An 18,178-nucleotide genomic window follows, 5' to 3' on the forward strand; every position below is an offset into this window, starting at 1 on the left:
AAAATATAAGTAAACATGAAAGGAAAATTGGTCATTCTTGGCGCAGGAGAAAGTGGAGTAGGTACGGCCATATTGGGTAAGAAACAGAAGTTTGAAGTGTTTGTTTCAGACTTTGGAAAAATAAAAGATAAGTACAAACAAGTTCTTTTAAATAATGAGATTGAATGGGAAGAAGGAGGTCATTCTGAAGAGAAAATTCTTTCTGCCGATGTTGTAATGAAAAGTCCGGGTATTCCTGAAACTGCTTCAATAGTGAGAAAGTTGCGCGAAAATAAAGTAAAGGTGATTTCAGAAATTGAATTTGCCTCTAAATATACAAGCGCGACAATTGTTGGAATTACAGGAAGTAATGGGAAGACCACAACTGCAAGTTTAACTTATGAAGTGTTGAAAAACGGTGGGTTAAATGTTGCTCTTGGGGGTAATATAGGAAAGAGTTTTGCAGAACAAGTTTCAGAATCTAAATACGATCACTTCGTATTAGAACTAAGTAGTTTTCAGCTAGATGGTATTGAAACATTTTCACCTCACATTGCAGCATTAATCAATTTGAGTCCTGATCACTTGGATAGATACGATTATAAATATGAAAATTATATCGAGTCCAAATTCAGAATAATATTGAATCAAACATCGCAGGATTTTTTCATTTATGATGCCGACGATGAGGAAATCATAAAATGGCTTTCACTGAATCCCATAAAATCACAACCGCTTCCTTTTTCATTAAAAAAAGAATTGAAACAAGGAGCATTTAGAAGAGATAACGATATAATAATTAAAATAAATAATACAGAATTCACTATGCCAATCGCAACAATAGGAATACAGGGAGAACACAATGTAAAGAATGCAATGGCTGCATCAACAGTAGCTACATTATTGAGAATACGTAAACAAACAATTAGAGAAAGTCTTGAAGGGTTTCACGGTGTAGAACACAGACTTGAAAATGTGCTTAAAATCAATAATGTGATGTATGTTAATGATTCAAAGGCAACAAATGTAAATGCTACATATTTTGCTTTAGATAGTATGGAAAATCCAACTGTTTGGATTGTTGGAGGTGTTGATAAAGGCAATGATTACAACGAATTACTTCCATTAGTTAATGAAAAGGTAAAAGCGATTATCTGCTTAGGTGTTGATAATCAAAAAATAATTAGTGCTTTTGGCAATATAGTAGATACAATTGTTGAAGTAGATTCAATGCAAATGGCTGTTCAAGTTGCGTATAAAGTAGCCGAAAGAAATAATACAGTTCTACTTTCTCCTGCATGTGCAAGCTTCGATTTATTTGAAAACTACGAAGACCGAGGAAGGCAGTTTAAAGATGCTGTAAGAAACTTGTAATAAGGCATAAAAAAGAATTAAAAACATAAACCAATAGCGGAAAAAGGTAAATGATAAATATTTTCCAATATACAAAAGGAGATAGAGCAATCTGGGGGATAGTAGGGCTTCTAGCACTTATATCTTTCCTGCCTGTTTATAGTGCAAGTAGCAATCTTGCATATTTGTATAACAATGATGGAAATACATTACCTTTTCTATTGCGACATTTAGCACATTTAATTTTAGGTTTTATTGTGCTGTATGCAGTGCATAGAATACCCTATAATTACTTTGGAGGGCTCTCTATAATTGGGTTGCCTATTATAGTATTCCTGTTAGTAATTACGCTATCACAAGGTACAACTATTGGGGGTGCAAACGCAAGCCGATGGATTAGGTTGCCATTTGTTGGGCTAAGCTTTCAGACATCAACTTTAGCAGGGGTAGTGTTAATGACATATGTTGCGCGGTATTTGGCTCGTATTAAAGATAAAGAAGTTTCTTTTAAAGAAACACTTTTACTCCTTTGGGGACCAGTGTTTATCGTTCTTGGTTTAATTCTACCTGCTAACTTTTCTACCACTGCAATATTTTTTGTAATGGTTGTTATGCTTGTTTTTGTAGGAGGATATCCATTAAAATATCTTGGTGTTATACTTGGTGCAGGGTTGCTGTTTTTAACATTGTTTGTCCTAACTGCCAAGGCATTTCCTGGAGTATTTCCTAACCGCGTAGATACTTGGATAAGTAGGGTAGAAAATTTTGCTGATAAAGAAGATACAGAAGCAGATTATCAAATAGAAAAAGCAAAAATTGCTATTGCCTCTGGAGGTATTACTGGATTAGGTCCAGGAAAAAGTGTTCAGAAGAATTTCTTACCACAATCATCATCAGATTTTATTTATGCGGTTATAGTTGAAGAATTTGGTTTGATTGGAGGGTTAACCTTAATGGCTATATATCTGTTTTTGTTATTTCGAATAGTGGTAGTGGCTCATAAAGCACCGTCGGTATTTACCAAACTACTAGTCATTGGAGTAGGTTTTCCTATTATTTTCAGGGCGATGATAAATATGGCTGTGGCAGTCGAATTGTTTCCTGTAACTGGACAAAACTTACCCTTAATCAGTAGTGGTGGAACCTCTATTTGGATGACATGTTTGGCGTTGGGAATGATTTTGAGTGTGAGTGCAAAAAGAGAAGTCCCAGCAAAAGAAGAAGAGGAAGAAAATCCACTTGATGTTTTAAGTGAAACCATTTAGAATACAACAAGTGTTGTTAGTGTAATATAGAAGAAAGTAAAAAATTGAAAAACAAAAAATTCATCATATCAGGAGGCGGTACTGGGGGGCATATTTACCCAGCTATTGCTATAGCAAATGAGTTGAAAACTCGTTTCCCTGACGCTGAATTTTTATTTGTGGGAGCAGAGGACAGAATGGAGATGGAAAAAGTCCCACAAGCAGGATATAAAATAAAAGGTCTTTGGATTTCTGGATTGCAACGCAGTCTTTCATTGCAAAATTTAGCTTTCCCGTTAAAGCTGGTTTCAAGTTTAATGAAATCAAAGTCTATTTTAAAAACATTTAAACCTGATGCTGCAATTGGAACTGGAGGTTATGCAAGTGCGCCGCTATTGCGAATGGCTGCAAAGCAAAATATACCTTGTTTAATTCAAGAGCAGAATAGTCACGCAGGAATTACCAATAAATGGCTAAGTAGTAAAGTTCAGAAAATATGTGTGGCTTATGAAGGAATGGAGAAATTTTTTCCTTCTGATAAAGTAAAGTTAACGGGAAATCCAGTAAGACAAGATTTGTTGGATATTTCTTTAAAAAGAGAAGAAGCACTTACTTTCTTTAAACTGAATAGGGACAAAAAAACACTTTTGGTTTTAGGAGGTAGTTTAGGTGCTAGAAGAATAAATCAATTAATTGAAAAATCATTGCCGTTTTTTGAAAGAATCAACTTACAAGTTATCTGGCAATGTGGGAAATTTTACGAAGAAACCTATAAAAATAAAGGAAATGAAAATGTACAAGTCCATACTTTTTTAAACAGAATGGATTTGGCTTATGCAGCTTCAGATTTTATTATTTCAAGAGCGGGAGCGCTATCGGTTTCAGAATTATGCTTGGTGGGAAAACCAGTTGTATTTATCCCTTCGCCAAATGTTGCAGAAGACCATCAAACAAAAAACGCGTTGGCAATTTCGGAAAAAAATGCCGCTATTTTGATTAAAGAAAATGAGTTGGATACAAATTTTGAAAAGGAATTTTCAGATTTATTTTCCTCTATAGAAAAGCAGGAAATGCTTTCAAAAAATATATTGGCATTGGCAAAACCAAATGCCACAATAGAAATAGTTGAAGAGATTGAGAAATTATTGAAGAACAACAATTAATGAATAACCTAAAAAACATAACGACCTTTTATTTCGTAGGTATTGGCGGCATCGGGATGAGTGCTCTTGCACGGTATTTCAAAATGCAAGGCAAAGCTGTTTTTGGGTACGATAAAACTTCAACTGACTTAACAGACGAATTGGTTGCAGAAGGGATACCAGTAACTTTTACAGATGAAATTTCAGAACTTCAATCTGAGGTGAAGGTAAAGCATAATGTTTTAATAGTTTACACCCCTGCAATTCCTCAGAACAATACAATTTTAAACTATTTTATTTCTGAAGAGTTTCAAATTGTAAAACGTGCTCAGCTTTTAGGAGAGGTGTCCAAAAATACACTTTGTTTAGCTGTAGCAGGTACACACGGAAAAACTACAACATCTGCAATTTTAGGACATTTATTGGCTGCTTGTAACATGCCAGTAACAGCATTTTTGGGAGGAATCGCGGAGAATTACAATTCCAATTTTATTTATAAAGGAAGTGAAATTACAGTGGTTGAAGCAGATGAATTTGACCGATCGTTCCTTCAGCTTCGTCCAGACATATCTTGCGTAACTTCGATGGATGCTGACCATTTAGATATTTATGGAGACGCTTCAGAAATTGAAAATGCATTTACAACTTTTGCTGAACTAGTTGATAAGAAAGAAAACGTTCTAATAAAGATAGGCTTGCCTTTAAATGGAATGACTGTTGCGGTTCAGGAAACTGCAGATTATGAAGCCCAAAATGTAAGGGTAAAGGATGGAGCATATCTATTCGATTTGAAAACACCAAATGAGGTTATTAAAGATCTTACATTTAATTTACCAGGACATCACAATCTTACCAATGCTATTATGGCAATGGGAATGGCATTGTTAGCTGGGGCATCTGTTTCTTGTCTTAAAAACGCAATTGCGAGTTTTAAAGGGGTAAAACGCCGTTTCTCGTATAAAATTAAAACTGATAAACTTGTTTTAATTGATGATTATGCACATCATCCTACTGAAATAGACGCTTTGCATCAAGCTGTTGAAGAAATGTATCCAAATAATCGTAAGCAGATTGTTTTTCAGCCACATCTTTTCACTAGAACAAGAGATTTTGCAGAAGGTTTTGCGAGAAGTCTATCGCAATTTGATGAAGTGGTGTTGCTGGATATCTATCCTGCTAGAGAAGAGGCAATTGAAGGAATTACTTCAGAATGGTTATTAAATCAGATTGATTCTCAGCATAAAATCTTGGTTTCAAAATCAGATTTAGCTGAAGTTTTATCACAGTCGGATTGTAGAGTGAAATTGTTGGTGGGTGCCGGAGACATTGGTGCTGAAGTTAATAAGTTAACCCAAAAGTTTAAAGATGAGGCGTAGTATTATTTACATAAAACTTATTCTTTTGCTGGGGTTAATTGGCTTCCTTTTTAGCTTTACAAAAAAGCGAAATGAAGCTAGAAAAATTAGCAAAATAGACGTTGTATTTGTTGATAATAACAGCCCTTTTATCACTTTTGATAACGTTAATAAATTGTTGATACAAAGTTACGAGAAGGTTTCGGACATATCTAAAGAAGCCTTAGCTTTGAGAGAGATGGAGTATAGATTGATAGGAAATCCTATGATTCGCGATGCTCAGGTGTATGTAACCATTGATGGAAAGTTATGCGCAAGGATAGAACAGCGCGAACCCATTGGTAGAGTGTCTGCTACACCAGATTATTACTTAGATTCAGACGGAAAGGTAATGCCGTTATCTGAAGTGTATTCAGCAAGAGTGCCTATAATTACTGGTGCTTCGGAAAGTGAGTTCTCTGAACTTACCGACTTATTGCTGAAAATAAAGGAAGATGAGTTTATGAAAAGGAGTGTTATTGGGGTGCATCAACGGGCAGATGGAGAAATTGAACTGGAATTGAGAAAAGTAAATTTTAATGTATTTTTTGGGAAACCAGTACACATTGAAAAGAAGTTTCAAAACTTTAAAGCATTTTATAAAAAAACAAAAAAAGATAGTACGCTATACGGGTACAACAAGGTGAACTTGAAATTTGATAGTCAAGTGATAGCCACAAAAAAGTAAGGCCATGGAAAACGATAATATTGCTGTAGGATTGGATATAGGAACTACCAAGATAGTAGCTATGATTGGTAGAAAAAATGATTATGGTAAAATGGAAGTGTTGGGGATAGGCAAGGCAAAAAGTCTTGGCGTTCATCGTGGTGTTGTGAATAACATTACACAAACCATTCAATCCATTCAACAAGCGGTACAAGATGCAGAAACTTCTTCAGGAATGAAGATTAAGGATGTTGTTGTTGGTATCGCAGGACAACATATTAGAAGCCTTCAGCATAGCGATTACATTACTAGACCAGATGGTGAGGAGGTAATTAAAGATGAAGATATTGATGCTTTATGTAACCAAGTTCATAAGCTTGTAATGCTTCCTGGGGAAGAAATTCTTCACGTATTACCACAGGATTATAAAGTTGATGGACAAGCAGAAATTAAAGAACCTATCGGGATGTACGGAGCGCGATTAGAAGCAAACTTTCACGTAGTTGTAGGGCAGGTTTCTTCAATTAGAAATGTTGGACGCTGTATAAAAAGTGCAGGGTTAGAGCTATCAGCAATCACTCTAGAGCCCTTAGCATCAGCAAGAGCTGTATTAAGTCAAGAAGAAAAAGAAGCTGGGGTAGCATTAATCGATATAGGAGGTGGAACAACTGACTTAGCGATATTTAAAGATGGAATTATTCGTCACACGGCAGTAATTCCTTTTGGAGGTAATGTAATCACAGACGATATTAAAGAAGGTTGTTCGATTATCGAGAAACAAGCTGAACTTCTTAAAATAAAATTTGGATCTGCTTGGCCTGGAGAGAATAAAGACAATGAAATTGTTTCAATCCCAGGATTAAGAGGAAGAGAACCAAAAGAAATTAGCTTAAAAAATCTCTCAAAAATAATTCACGCTCGAGTTATGGAGATTATTGAGCAAGCCTATATTGAAATAAAAAACTACGGGCACGAAGAGCAGAAGAAGAAATTAATTGCTGGTATTGTGCTAACAGGTGGGGGAGCTCAGCTTCAGCATATAAAACAGCTTGTAGAGTACGCTACAGGTATGGATACACGAATTGGATATCCAAACGAACATTTAGCTGGAGATAGCGACCCTGAAACTACAAGTCCGATGTATGCAACAGCAGTAGGGTTAGTGATGAATAGTCTTGAAAGTAAGGAGAAATCATCATTGATGAGAACATTCCCAACCGAAGAGGAAGTTAAAGAGACTGACAAACAAGAAGCCGTTCAGCATCCTGAAGTAGAAGCTGAAAGAGAAGAAGTAGAAGAAGAAAAAAAAGGCACTAGACGTGGTCGAGGTATTTTTGACAAATGGGCCGAAAAATTTAAAGAGTTCCTCGATAACGCAGAATAATAAAGGAAAAAGAAGAAAAATAAAAATTGCAATTAAAAACAAAAATATGAGCAGCAACACAGAATTTGAGAACATTTCATTCGACTTGCCAAAAAACCAATCAAATGTGATTAAGGTTATTGGCGTTGGTGGTGGAGGTAGTAATGCAATTAACCATATGTTCAGTCAGGGCATAAAGGGAGTAGATTTCGTGATTTGTAATACAGATGCACAGGCATTAGAAAATAGCCCAGTGCCTATTAAAATTCAATTAGGGGTTTCCTTAACTGAAGGTCTAGGTGCAGGAGCAAATCCGATGGTTGGTGAACAATCTGCTGTAGAAAGTATGGAAGAAATTAAAACTATGCTAACTACAAATACCAAGATGATTTTTATTACTGCTGGTATGGGTGGAGGTACTGGAACAGGTGCCGCTCCAATTATCGCCAAAATGGCTAAGGATATGGATATACTTACTGTGGGTATAGTTACTATTCCTTTCCAATTTGAAGGTAAAACAAGAAATGAACAAGCTCAAATTGGAGTAGAAAAACTACGTCAAAATGTAGATTCATTAGTGGTAATTAATAATAATAAACTTCGTGAAGTATATGGGAACTTAGGTTTTAAAGCTGGTTTCTCTAAAGCTGATGAAGTCTTGGCCACCGCTGCTCGTGGTATAGCCGAGGTTATTACACATCACTACACTCAAAACATTGACCTTAGAGATGCTAAGACAGTTCTTTCTAATAGTGGAACAGCTATTATGGGTAGTTCTACTGCATCTGGTGCAAATAGAGCAAAAGAAGGCATAGGAAGAGCATTAGATTCTCCATTACTTAACGATAATAAAATCAAAGGTGCCAAAAACGTATTGTTGCTTATCGTTTCTGGGTCCGACGAGATTACTATCGATGAGATAGGTGAAATCAGTGATCACATTCAAAATGAAGCTGGACACAGCGCCAATATTATTATGGGTGTTGGTGAAGATGAGAGCTTAGAAGGATCAATTTCTATTACTGTAATCGCCACAGGATTTAATGTTGAACAACAAAATGAGATTGTAAACACCGAAACAAAAAAAATAATCCACACGCTTGGAGATGATCAAAAAGCGGAGCAAAATCTTACACCAAAAGCTACTTCTGGACCTGTAAGACTGCCAGAGACTCCTATCACTTCTCAGCCTAAAGCTGAAGCCCCTGTGGTTAAACACACGCTTTTTGACGATGATGAGATTGAACAAAGACCATCGTTTCAAGGATATATAAATACTTCAGAGCTTCTAAAGAATTTACCAGTATCATACGAAGAGGTAAAAGCTGAAAGAATTGAAGAGTTTGAGCAAGTAGAAGTAGATAAAATTAATGTAAACGAATTTGTTATTGTTGAGGCTTCAACAAAAAATTCTGCGGAAGAAGTTAGACATTCTAAGCCAGAAGGTGAAGACAACGACGATCAAATATTAATGTTTGATCTTCCTATAAAACCTGTTGAAAGAAAGCCGGCAGAAACAAATAATAGAGAAGAAAAAACAATTTTTAATCTCGAAGAAATAGAGGTTGAAGATCACGTAGAAGTTGTGCCTGTAACTGAAGTTTCAGATGATGGTATTAAAAGATATAGTCTAGATGACTATCAAGAGGTTGAAAATACCTTAAATAACGCAAAACCATCAAACCATAAGTCTGAAGCTATTGAGGAAAACGAAATTGAATTTGTAAAAAGAACAGTAACTGAGCAATCTCCAAATGATAGCGAAAGCAAGGAAATAGAAGACCCGTTAAACTCTCCTATTTCAAAGATACTAAGCGATCGTACAGAAGAGCGCAAGCGTAAAATGAAGGAGTTTAATTACAAGTTTAAGAACAGTCCTTCACGTATTGATGAAATTGAAAGACAACCCGCTTATAAGCGTATGGGTATAGATCTTAATGATACCAGTGAAGAATCAACAATTTCTAGGACTTCGGTAAACATCGAAGATGACGGAATTGAATTGCGTAGAAACAACTCATTTTTACACGATAATGTAGATTAACTAAGTGAATATTTCTCCCCACTTAAAGTAGAGGTTCGAAATCTTAATTGGTTTCGGACCTTTTTGATTTATGATATTTAAGATTAAAAAAAGTGAATCCATAAGCCGATACATTTCAGCTTAAATAAGTATCTTCGTGCATACAAAAAAACACTATAATGAGTTTACAAGATAAGGTGATGGAGGCTATGAAAGCCGCAATGAAATCAAAGGACACTCAATCATTAGAAGCTTTGCGATCTGTTAAATCAGCATTGCTTTTAGCTCAAACTGAAACAGGTTCAAAACAAGAAATATCTGAAGAAGAAGAAATTAAAATCCTTCAAAAGCAAGTAAAACAAAGAAAAGATAGTGCTGCTATTTATAAGGAACAAGGGCGTGAAGATCTTGCTGAGCCAGAATTGCTTCAAGCGAAAGTAATCGAGCAATTTTTGCCAAAGCAGCTAAGTGTTGAAGAAGTAAGCAAAATAGTAGATGAAATTATCACAGAAACTGGAGCTTCTTCTATGGCGGATATGGGAAAAGTTATGGGCATTGCTAGTGGAAAACTGGCTGGAAAAGCAGATGGGAAAACGATATCGACAGTTGTAAAATCGAGGTTGTCTTAAATTAGATTTTATTAATTCTTCAAAAGAAGATATTTTTGAAAACTGGATTGGCCGCGTGGCGCAACTGAATACCCGCCCGAGCCGAACTGTCGTTAGGCACGTTCGGGCTGGGTGCATTAGATTTCGGCTGTGATTGATATGAATTTATAAGAAAAAATTATTTCGTGTTTAAATATTGTTAATGGCCGCGTGGCGCAACTGAATAGCGCATCAGATTTCGGCTCTGAGGGTTGGGGGTTTGAATCCCTCCGCGGTCACTAATAAAAAAAGCTATACATCAATTCAAACAAAATTGAATTTGAGTATGGCTTTTTCATTTTATAATACTGCCTTGAAATGAAATTGAAATATAACCGATTTGAGTAATTGTTTTATTTTGCCAACTTAGCTTATTGCTTTATACTTAAAACTCCAGAAGGGCATTTAGATACTTGATTTATTAACTCTTCTGATGTCGCATTTTCTGGTTTTACCCAAGGCCTTTCTTTAGGATTGTAGACTTTTGGTAAAGTTTTTACACATATACCTGAGTGGATGCATTTTTCCGCTTTCCATAAAATGATTACTTCTCCATTTGTATACTCTTTTATATCCATAGTATTAATCCCTTAAAGTTCTTTCAATTCTCGGGTCGGGCACTATCCACATCAAGGCAACTCCTAAGTATATCATTAAACTAATGATTGGGAAAAAAGAAAGAAAAGACAACGCCTGTAAAGTATAATAAAAGTGACAGATTCATTCTTTTGTCCTTGCTACAAACCTTACCTATGTTCGAATTTTTACCTTCGCTAAGGATTACACAATATACCATTATTTTAAATGCTACAGCAGCCATAAATAATACTACACCGTAGATTGCCGTAGGATTTGCTTCAAAATGGTTTTTACCCATCCAATCTGTGGCAAATGGGAAAAGCGAAAGCCAAAACAATAAGTTAAGGTTGGCCCATAAAATTTTCCCGTTTACTCTATTCACCGCTTGTAACAGATGATGGTGATTATTCCAATAAATCCCTACATATACAAAGCTTAATACATAAGTAAGAAATCCAGGTAGTATAGGCTTTAAAGCATCAAAAGTATAACCTTCAGGAGCACTCATGCCTAAAACCATAATAGTAATTATTATGGCTAATACGCCGTCGCTAAAGGCCTCTAATCTCCCAGTTTTCATAACCTGCGTGGTTCTGGAAGTGGAACATAATCGTCTTCATCTCCCACCACTTTTGGAAAGGCTTCTAGATTTTGCTCTTTCCAATCTTTCTTAGCTTTTTCAATAACATCTTTGTCTGAGTTCACAAAGTTCCAGTGGATATATCGTTCTTCCTCAAAAGGAATTCCACCAAAAATATAAACTGTAGTATTCGGTTCCATTTCAAAGGAACACAATGTACTATCCTTGGCAACTAAAATTTGTTTTGGCTCGTAATTGTAACCGTCGGCATTGATACTGCCTTCCAAGATATATAAAGCACTCTCGCCATAAAGATCCTCTCCAATAGTTATCTGCTGCTTATCCGTGCTTTTTATTTCAATAAAATACAACTCACTGTGTACAGGAACTGGTGAGGTTTTGTCAAAAGCTTTACCAGCAATTAATTTAAACTTTGCGCCATGTTCTTTCCATTGAGGAATATCTTCTTCTTTTATATGAAAAAAAGTAGGCTCTGATTGTTCTAAATGCTTAGGTAAGGCTACCCAAATTTGAAGTCCGTGTAACGTTTTTTCGGTATTTCTTAAATAATCAGGTGTTCTTTCAGAATGAACCACACCTTTACCTGCAGTCATCCAATTAACAGCTCCAGGCTTAATTTCGATATCTGAACCTAGACTGTCTTTATGTTGAATAGATCCTTCAAACAGGTATGTTAATGTAGATAAACCAATGTGTGGGTGTGGTCCAACATCAAGGTTTTGGTCCTTAGTCATAGTTGCTGGTCCCATATGGTCTATAAATGTAAATGGCCCTACAGAGCGTTTTTTTCTGAAAGGTAATAATCGTCCTACCATAAAGTTTCCAATATCGGCGGCGCGTTCTTCTATAATTAATTCTGTATTAGACATAATTTATTTATTTGTTTAAATGAATTTATAATTTAAGTTTAAGCCAAGACGTCTCTTAAACTCTCATATTTATCAAGGTGCTATTTTATTGCTTCTGTTTTTATCACTTACAAGATTATTAGCGAATTATAACAAATAATTAATACTTTAGAACTATTGGTTAATTGAAATTACTAGGCGTTTTCCTGAATCTATTTTCTGTTCCCATAAACGCTCTATGTCTTTAATATTACCTTGAACCAATTCAATTTTTAGCTTGCCATCTGCAGCTAACTGGAACATTTCTGGAAGAACTTCTTTATGAAAACCTTCTAAATCTGTTTTTGAAAGGCTTCCAAATCCTGACCCTAAAATCTCAATAGCTGAACTTCTTAAAATACCTGAAGCTAAATTTATATTTTCTCCCGCCATCGAACCTACAGTTACAATTCGCGTTTTGTGTGTGAAATTGTTAAGTCCACCACCTTTTAAAGCAGTAATTATTAATTCTATTGGCTTTCCCCATAGATAATCAATAACCAAATCGATAGGAGTTTCTTTATGGATATTTTGAATTTCGGCAATAAAGGCTGAATCATCTTGCTGTAAGGTAACAATTTTATGTGCTCCTAAGCGCTTTGTTTTTTCTAAACTCTCAGGATTTCGTCCTGTAGAAATGATGGTTTTGGCTCCGTAGTACTTAGCAAGTTGAACTGCTAATTGTCCCGTTACCCCTGTAGCGCCATTTATAAGCACAGTATATCCAGGCTTTATTTCTCCTCTAACTTTTAGCGCCATAGCACCTCCCAACACAGCATTTGGTAATGCCGCTGCTGTATTAAAGTCGAGGTTTTCGGGAATTAATGTATAGCTGTTTTTATTAATTAAGGCTTTTTCAGCAATCATCCCAGTTATACCTTGTGCATAAACTCGAGTGCCATCTTGTAAAAATCCAACGCCATCCATTCCAACTATAGCAGGCATTTCTTTATAACTAGCGTAGTGTTCGCCGCTAGCTCGGATTTTGTCCAGGTTTTTTACAGCTGCCGCTTTTACTTCTAATAATAACTGCTCGTCATTTTCTATTTTGGGATTTGGAAAATCCTTATACTTAGGGGTTTCTCCTAATTCTTCTATTATAGCTGCTTTCATTTTTTTTGGTCTGGAGGTTTTTAATATATTTACTTTTAGAAAATGAAGATTAAACTAGTCTTCTAAATATCCAAACTTACCAAGGTTAAAATCGTTGAAAGCTTGAATCAATTCTTCTCTAGTATTCATTACAAACGGACCTTGCGCTGCAATCGGTTCGTTTATTGGTTCTCCACTTAAAACTAATACTAATGCATCATCTGTAGCTTCAATTTCGAAGTTTTCTCCGTCATTTCCCATTAATGCAAAATGATTTGTTGGTGTTTTTTCTTCTCCATTTACTACTATATTACCTTCTAATACTAGCAAAGCAGTGTTGTAATGTGATGGAAAACTAAAATCTGCTTTTCCTCCTTTTTTCAGTTTTGCATTGAATAAATGAACTGGAGTAAAAGTAGAAGCAGAACCTTTTGTGTCTTTGTATTCACCTGCAATTACTTCAATTACTCCTACGTTATTTGGTAAATTATAACGGGCAATATCTTGATTTTTTATCGCTTGGTATTTTGGGTTAGATTTTTTGTCTTTTGCAGGTAAATTCACCCATAGTTGTACCATCTGAAATTCACCGCCTTTTTTACTCCATTCTTCTTCGTGATATTCCTTGTGTAATACTCCATTGGCTGCGGTCATCCACTGTACATCTCCTTCCCCAATTACACCACCGCCGCCACTGCTATCGTGATGCGCAACTTTACCTTTATAAGCTATAGTTACAGTTTCAAAGCCTTTATGTGGATGCACACCAACACCTTTTGGTTTGTCGGATGGAGGAAAATTATAAGGTGAATTATAATCCAACATTATAAATGGATTCATCCGATGCATGTCTAAACGAAAACCGCTAGGAATAAAATTATGTACGCGAAAACCATCGCCAACAAAATGCGGCTCTCTTGGGCTAGCTATAAGTTCTACTGTTTTTGTTTTCATTATTTCCAGGTTTTAAATTAAATAAATAAAGGTCGGTACAAAGTTTCAGATCGAATAATCGATTTTGAAGCATTAATCTACCGACCTTTAGGAAAAAAACTAAAGTGTTTTTATTATTGTTTGATAAACTGAAGGTTAGCGATCAATTTTACTTTATCACTCACTACAATATTACCGGCTTCAGTAACTGCACTCCAGCTTAAGTTGAAGTCCTTACGGTTTATTGTTCCTGTAGCCTCTAATCCAGCTTTAGTTTGTCCGTACGGGTCTTCAGCTATACCATTGAAGTCTACGTCAAGAGTGATTTCTTTTGTTACATCTCTAATGGTTAGGTCGCCAATCATTTTTTCACCGTCAAATGACTTAGATTTAAATGTAAGTTGTGGGAATTGCTCAGCATTAAAAAAATCATCCGACTTTAAATGCGTGTCTCTATCTTCATTTTTAGTGCTAATTGAATCAACTTTTGCATTAAAAGCGAATTCTGCATTTTTAAAAGAATCATCTTCTGTTTCTGCAGTAGCATCAAATTCGCTAAAACTTCCAGTTACAGTTGAAATCATCATGTGTTTTACTTTGAATTCGATTTCAGAGTGAGTCGGGTCTAATTTCCAGTTTGTTTTCATCATTATATATTTTTTTATGTTAAACGTAATTATTTGAGACAAAATTACGGTTCATAATTCTACTGTGCATTGATGTATGTTAAGAAGTGATATATCGTTCTTGTTTTAAATAATTAAAGCTTAGTAGATTATAGCGCGAATACAACTGAAAAACTACTGGGTGAGACCGAAATTATCATAATGTGAGAAATATATTTAAAATCGTCATTAAGAAAATTCTTATCAAAATTTATTTCAGCACTTAGTTTTTAAGACTAAGCTCTTTGCGTGTTGATTGTCAATTTGTTATGATTGTTTTTTGATTTCGCTTTCTCATTTTTCATCGCTATCTTTAAGGTGTTAAATACAGTATTATGGAGGAAAATCATTCATTTTCTATAAAAAACTGGAACGAAGACGATCGCCCCCGTGAGAAGTTGTTGTTGAAAGGTAGAATTGCACTAAGCGATGCAGAGCTTATTGCAATATTAATTGGATCGGGTAGCCGAAACGAAAGTGCTGTGTCTTTAAGTCAGCGGATACTTGCTTCGGTAAATAATAATTTAAGTGAACTAGGAAGACTTTCGATATCCGATTTAACGGAGTTTAAAGGTATAGGTGAGGCTAAAGCGGTTTCAATTACTGCTGCAATGGAATTGGGTAGACGTAGAAGAACTGGTGAAGCATTGGAAAGAAAAAAGATTACTTCAAGTAAATCAGTTTTTGAGTATGTTCAACCAATAATTGGGGATCTTCCGCACGAGGAGTTTTGGATTCTTTACTTAAATAATTCAAACAAAATAATAAAAAGCGTTCAATTGAGTAAGGGTGGAATTACAGGTACTGTGGTTGATATTCGTTTAGCTTTTAAGGAAGCACTGCAAATAGGAGCTGTAGGAATAATTATGGCTCATAATCATCCTTCGGGCACTTTAAAACCAAGTCAAGCAGATATACAATTAACAAAAAAACTAAAAGTTGCTGGAGAAAGCTTAGACATTAAGGTCCTAGATCACCTTATAATTACTGAAAAAGCGTATTTTAGCTTTGCCGATGAAAATATGCTTTAACGCGCTATGTTGTTAATCTACACTCAAAAAGTTACTCCTAGAATTTCCTATATATTCAAGCATATATGTTTACGGATATTAGGTATCGATATTGCGTTTACTTCAGGTATTGAAGAATTTATTGCACATCAAGGTGCTAAAATTTCATATGGGAAAAAACCAATGGGGAATGAGCTTTTTTTCCAAAGTCACGGACTATTAGAACAACAGGGGATTGAAGCTACCGATATTACGGTTAAGAAGTGGGATGATACTTTTGGGTTTTTTGCAGTCTCGAACATTAGTTCTTTACCCTTTGATATTTTTTCGGCTAGTTTTTATATGATTACTCGCTATGAAGAATACCTCCCCCATGTAAAAGATGAATTAGGACGTTTCATGGCCTCGGAAAGTTTGGCGTATAAAGAAGGTTTTTTGCAACAACCAATTGTCGATATCTGGGCATATAAATTTAAAGAACAACTTTTGGAGGCTTTTCCAAAAATAGAGTTCCCCGAAAAGAAAATTGTTATTCACCCTGTAATTGAAGCGTCACAAACATTTGCCTATAAACAAAAAGGTTTATTCCGAACAGTTGTGGGGTATTTAGGTAGTTTTTTTCGAGCAAAATTTAGAGATATCATTTTACGAACCCAAGTTATTTTAGGGTTTAAACGAGATCCTTTAGATACTTTTAAGTGGATGGTGAATAAATCTACGAGAAGTAATTTTAAACTTACAGTTTTTTTTATGCTAGGAGACGCTTTGTCTTTTAACGAAAGTATGAACACGCATCGGCAAAAGTTTAAGATGCTTATAAAATATGTTTCAGACTATAAGGAGGTAGGATTAATGTTCTCCTTCAATGCGTTGGGTAATTATGAAATGTTGAAAGATGAAAAAAGAAGGATGCAAGAAATTACAAATCGCTCACTTACTAGTTCAATGAATTCGGAGTATCTTGTAAATCTTCCTGATTTATATAGATACTTAGTAGAACTTGAAGTAAAACGAGATTTCACTATGGTTTTTCGTGACACTGTTGGGTTTAGAGCAGGGACTTGTACCCCTTTTCTTTTTTATGATTTGGATTATGAAATTAAGACTCCATTAATTATTCATCCATCAGCAATGACTACATTGGCATTTAACAAGAAATACGCTTCAGATATTGATAAAACAGTATCTACAATGCTCAAAGCGGTTGATAACGTTAATGGAACTTTTACAATGACTTTCTCTAACAAAGACTTTTCTGCCTTAGATAATCAAAAGGTATGGAGAAAAATATTTTCAGAAAAACTACAGGAATATGCTCAATAAGAAAATAACGGATGTATTTTTTGACCTCGACCACACACTTTGGGATTTCGATAAAAACTCTGGATTGGCATTCCAACGCGTTTTTAGAAAGCATGAAATAGACATTCCACTTTCCGATTTTTTAAAAGTTTACGAACCAATTAATCTTGAGTATTGGAGAATGTTTCGTGAAGAACGCGTAACAAAACAAGAACTTAGAAGAGGTAGATTGTCAAAAACATTTGATGTATTAGCATTCGATTATACTATAGATTTAATAGATTCACTCGCGAATAGTTATATAGATGAGTTGCCTGGAGATAATTATTTGTTTAGCAATACCTTTGAAACCTTAGATTATCTATCAGGAAAATATAGACTTCATATTATAACCAATGGTTTTGAAGAGGTTCAACGTAAAAAAATAGATAATAGCGGTTTAAAAAAATACTTCCTAACTATAACTACATCGGAGGAGGTTGGATTAAAAAAGCCTCATCCAACTGTTTTTTATACCGCCATGGAAAAAGCTTCTGTTACTCCCGACAAAAGCATAATGATTGGAGATAGTTTTGAAGCCGATATCCTAGGAGCTCAAAATGCTGGGATGCACACATTGTTTTATAACTATCGAAATGAAGCAGTGAAAAAACCTTTTATTGCCGTTAAGGAACTATCTGAAATTAAGGACTATCTCTAGTAATAATTTAATTTTTAAGGCGTTATGCATAAGTAACCTAAAGAAACTTATGATAAGAACGCTAGTAATATCGATTTCCAGTCTTTTTTTATGCCTTTTTTTTACAGCGTGCGTTAGAGATACCGATTTCGATCAAGCTGAAGATATTTCATTATCTCCAATAATGGAATTGGATTTAATCTATTTCAATCTGCAGGCAAGCGACTTTTATGATACAATTAATGGTACACCCATTCTTACATTGCGGGATACAACCGAAATTAAATTTTTGGACGATAGCACTTTACAAGAGAGTTTAAAACGCGCTGATTTTTATTTCAAATTTACAAATTCTATTCCGCGAAGTTTTCAAGTTGACTTTGAGTTTTTAAGTGAAGAAAACAATATTACCTATGAAACAGGGACTGCCGTAGAGCAAGGAGAAGTTTTAACGCCTGTAATTACTGAATTCACACATATTGTTGAGGGGGAGGCTATATCGCAACTTACATTAGCTAATAAGGTTGTTGTTTCAGTAACTATTCCATCTTCTAACGAAAACCTACAAGGGACGCTTAATATGAAATCCAAAACCACATATTTTTTGGAATATTAATA

The 18,178-nt window shown here is 35.1% G+C and carries 18 protein-coding genes and 1 tRNA gene; 13 read left to right on the top strand and 6 right to left on the bottom strand.

Features of this window, described 5'->3' with window-relative positions:
- Positions 1-15 precede the first annotated feature (15 nt).
- From murD to H4O20_RS03660, 9 genes are all read left to right on the top strand, one after another.
- Positions 16-1,353: a UDP-N-acetylmuramoyl-L-alanine--D-glutamate ligase gene (gene murD, locus H4O20_RS03620; RefSeq protein WP_185098320.1), complete on the top strand. Its 1,338-nt coding sequence runs from the start codon at positions 16-18 to the stop codon at positions 1,351-1,353.
- A 50-nt stretch (positions 1,354-1,403) separates the two neighbouring features.
- Positions 1,404-2,597 carry an FtsW/RodA/SpoVE family cell cycle protein gene (locus H4O20_RS03625; protein ID WP_139855439.1) on the top strand — a complete coding sequence of 398 codons (1,194 nt, stop codon included), beginning with the start codon at positions 1,404-1,406 and terminating at the stop codon, positions 2,595-2,597.
- A 44-nt stretch (positions 2,598-2,641) separates the two neighbouring features.
- Positions 2,642-3,739 (top strand): undecaprenyldiphospho-muramoylpentapeptide beta-N-acetylglucosaminyltransferase, encoded by a 1,098-nt coding sequence (gene murG, locus H4O20_RS03630; RefSeq protein ID WP_139855438.1) that lies wholly within the window; start codon positions 2,642-2,644, stop codon positions 3,737-3,739.
- Entirely contained in the window at positions 3,739-5,094 is a 1,356-nt protein-coding gene (gene murC / locus H4O20_RS03635) for a UDP-N-acetylmuramate--L-alanine ligase (protein ID WP_185098321.1), read from the top strand. Before murG ends, murC begins: the two co-directional genes overlap by 1 nt.
- Positions 5,084-5,800, top strand: a complete 717-nt coding sequence (locus H4O20_RS03640) for a cell division protein FtsQ/DivIB (protein ID WP_139855436.1) — start codon at positions 5,084-5,086, stop codon at positions 5,798-5,800. The genes murC and H4O20_RS03640 overlap by 11 nt, the downstream gene beginning before the upstream one ends.
- Before the next feature lie 4 nt (positions 5,801-5,804).
- Positions 5,805-7,163, top strand: a complete 1,359-nt coding sequence (ftsA, locus tag H4O20_RS03645; protein ID WP_139855435.1) for a cell division protein FtsA — start codon at positions 5,805-5,807, stop codon at positions 7,161-7,163.
- 46 nt (positions 7,164-7,209) lie between these two features.
- Positions 7,210-9,186: a cell division protein FtsZ gene (gene ftsZ, locus H4O20_RS03650; RefSeq protein WP_139855434.1), complete on the top strand. Its 1,977-nt coding sequence runs from the start codon at positions 7,210-7,212 to the stop codon at positions 9,184-9,186.
- Positions 9,187-9,344: 158 nt separating this feature from the next.
- Positions 9,345-9,794, top strand: coding sequence for a GatB/YqeY domain-containing protein (locus H4O20_RS03655; RefSeq protein ID WP_185098322.1), 450 nt, complete (start codon positions 9,345-9,347; stop codon positions 9,792-9,794).
- Positions 9,795-9,977: 183 nt separating this feature from the next.
- A tRNA-Arg gene (locus H4O20_RS03660) sits at positions 9,978-10,051 on the top strand.
- A gap of 132 nt (positions 10,052-10,183) precedes the next feature.
- Here H4O20_RS03660 and H4O20_RS03665 read toward each other — a convergent pair.
- From H4O20_RS03665 to H4O20_RS03690, 6 genes are all read right to left on the bottom strand, one after another.
- Positions 10,184-10,390 (bottom strand): (4Fe-4S)-binding protein, encoded by a 207-nt coding sequence (locus H4O20_RS03665; RefSeq protein ID WP_185098323.1) that lies wholly within the window; start codon positions 10,388-10,390, stop codon positions 10,184-10,186.
- Positions 10,391-10,470: 80 nt separating this feature from the next.
- Entirely contained in the window at positions 10,471-10,971 is a 501-nt protein-coding gene (locus tag H4O20_RS03670; RefSeq protein ID WP_306785639.1) for a TMEM175 family protein, read from the bottom strand.
- The gene (locus tag H4O20_RS03675; protein WP_185098324.1) at positions 10,968-11,861 is read right to left on the bottom strand and encodes a pirin family protein; all 894 of its coding nucleotides are present in this window, start codon (positions 11,859-11,861) and stop codon (positions 10,968-10,970) included. Before H4O20_RS03675 ends, H4O20_RS03670 begins: the two co-directional genes overlap by 4 nt.
- A 153-nt stretch (positions 11,862-12,014) precedes the next feature.
- A complete protein-coding gene (locus tag H4O20_RS03680) occupies positions 12,015-12,992 on the bottom strand; it encodes a zinc-binding alcohol dehydrogenase family protein (RefSeq protein ID WP_185098325.1) in 978 nt (325 codons plus the stop codon).
- Between the two features lie 54 nt (positions 12,993-13,046).
- On the bottom strand, positions 13,047-13,925 hold the full coding sequence (locus H4O20_RS03685) for a pirin family protein (protein ID WP_185098326.1): 879 nt from the start codon (positions 13,923-13,925) through the stop codon (positions 13,047-13,049).
- 113 nt (positions 13,926-14,038) lie between these two features.
- On the bottom strand, positions 14,039-14,551 hold the full coding sequence (locus tag H4O20_RS03690; protein WP_185098533.1) for a YceI family protein: 513 nt from the start codon (positions 14,549-14,551) through the stop codon (positions 14,039-14,041).
- Positions 14,552-14,904: 353 nt separating this feature from the next.
- On the opposite strand from H4O20_RS03690, the gene radC reads away from it, so the two are divergent.
- From radC to H4O20_RS03710, 4 genes are read left to right on the top strand one after another with little or no spacing between them, the layout of a single operon-like run.
- Entirely contained in the window at positions 14,905-15,600 is a 696-nt protein-coding gene (radC, locus tag H4O20_RS03695; RefSeq protein WP_139855424.1) for a DNA repair protein RadC, read from the top strand.
- 6 nt (positions 15,601-15,606) lie between these two features.
- Positions 15,607-16,902, top strand: a complete 1,296-nt coding sequence (locus H4O20_RS03700) for a hypothetical protein (RefSeq protein ID WP_185098327.1) — start codon at positions 15,607-15,609, stop codon at positions 16,900-16,902.
- Entirely contained in the window at positions 16,892-17,581 is a 690-nt protein-coding gene (locus tag H4O20_RS03705; RefSeq protein WP_139855422.1) for a YjjG family noncanonical pyrimidine nucleotidase, read from the top strand. Before H4O20_RS03700 ends, H4O20_RS03705 begins: the two co-directional genes overlap by 11 nt.
- A 49-nt stretch (positions 17,582-17,630) precedes the next feature.
- Complete coding sequence (locus tag H4O20_RS03710) at positions 17,631-18,176, top strand: hypothetical protein (protein ID WP_185098328.1); 546 nt, start codon at positions 17,631-17,633, stop codon at positions 18,174-18,176.
- Positions 18,177-18,178: the final 2 nt, after the last annotated feature.

This window comes from Aequorivita sp. 609 (assembly GCF_014212065.1).
Classification (GTDB): domain Bacteria; phylum Bacteroidota; class Bacteroidia; order Flavobacteriales; family Flavobacteriaceae; genus Aequorivita; species Aequorivita sinensis.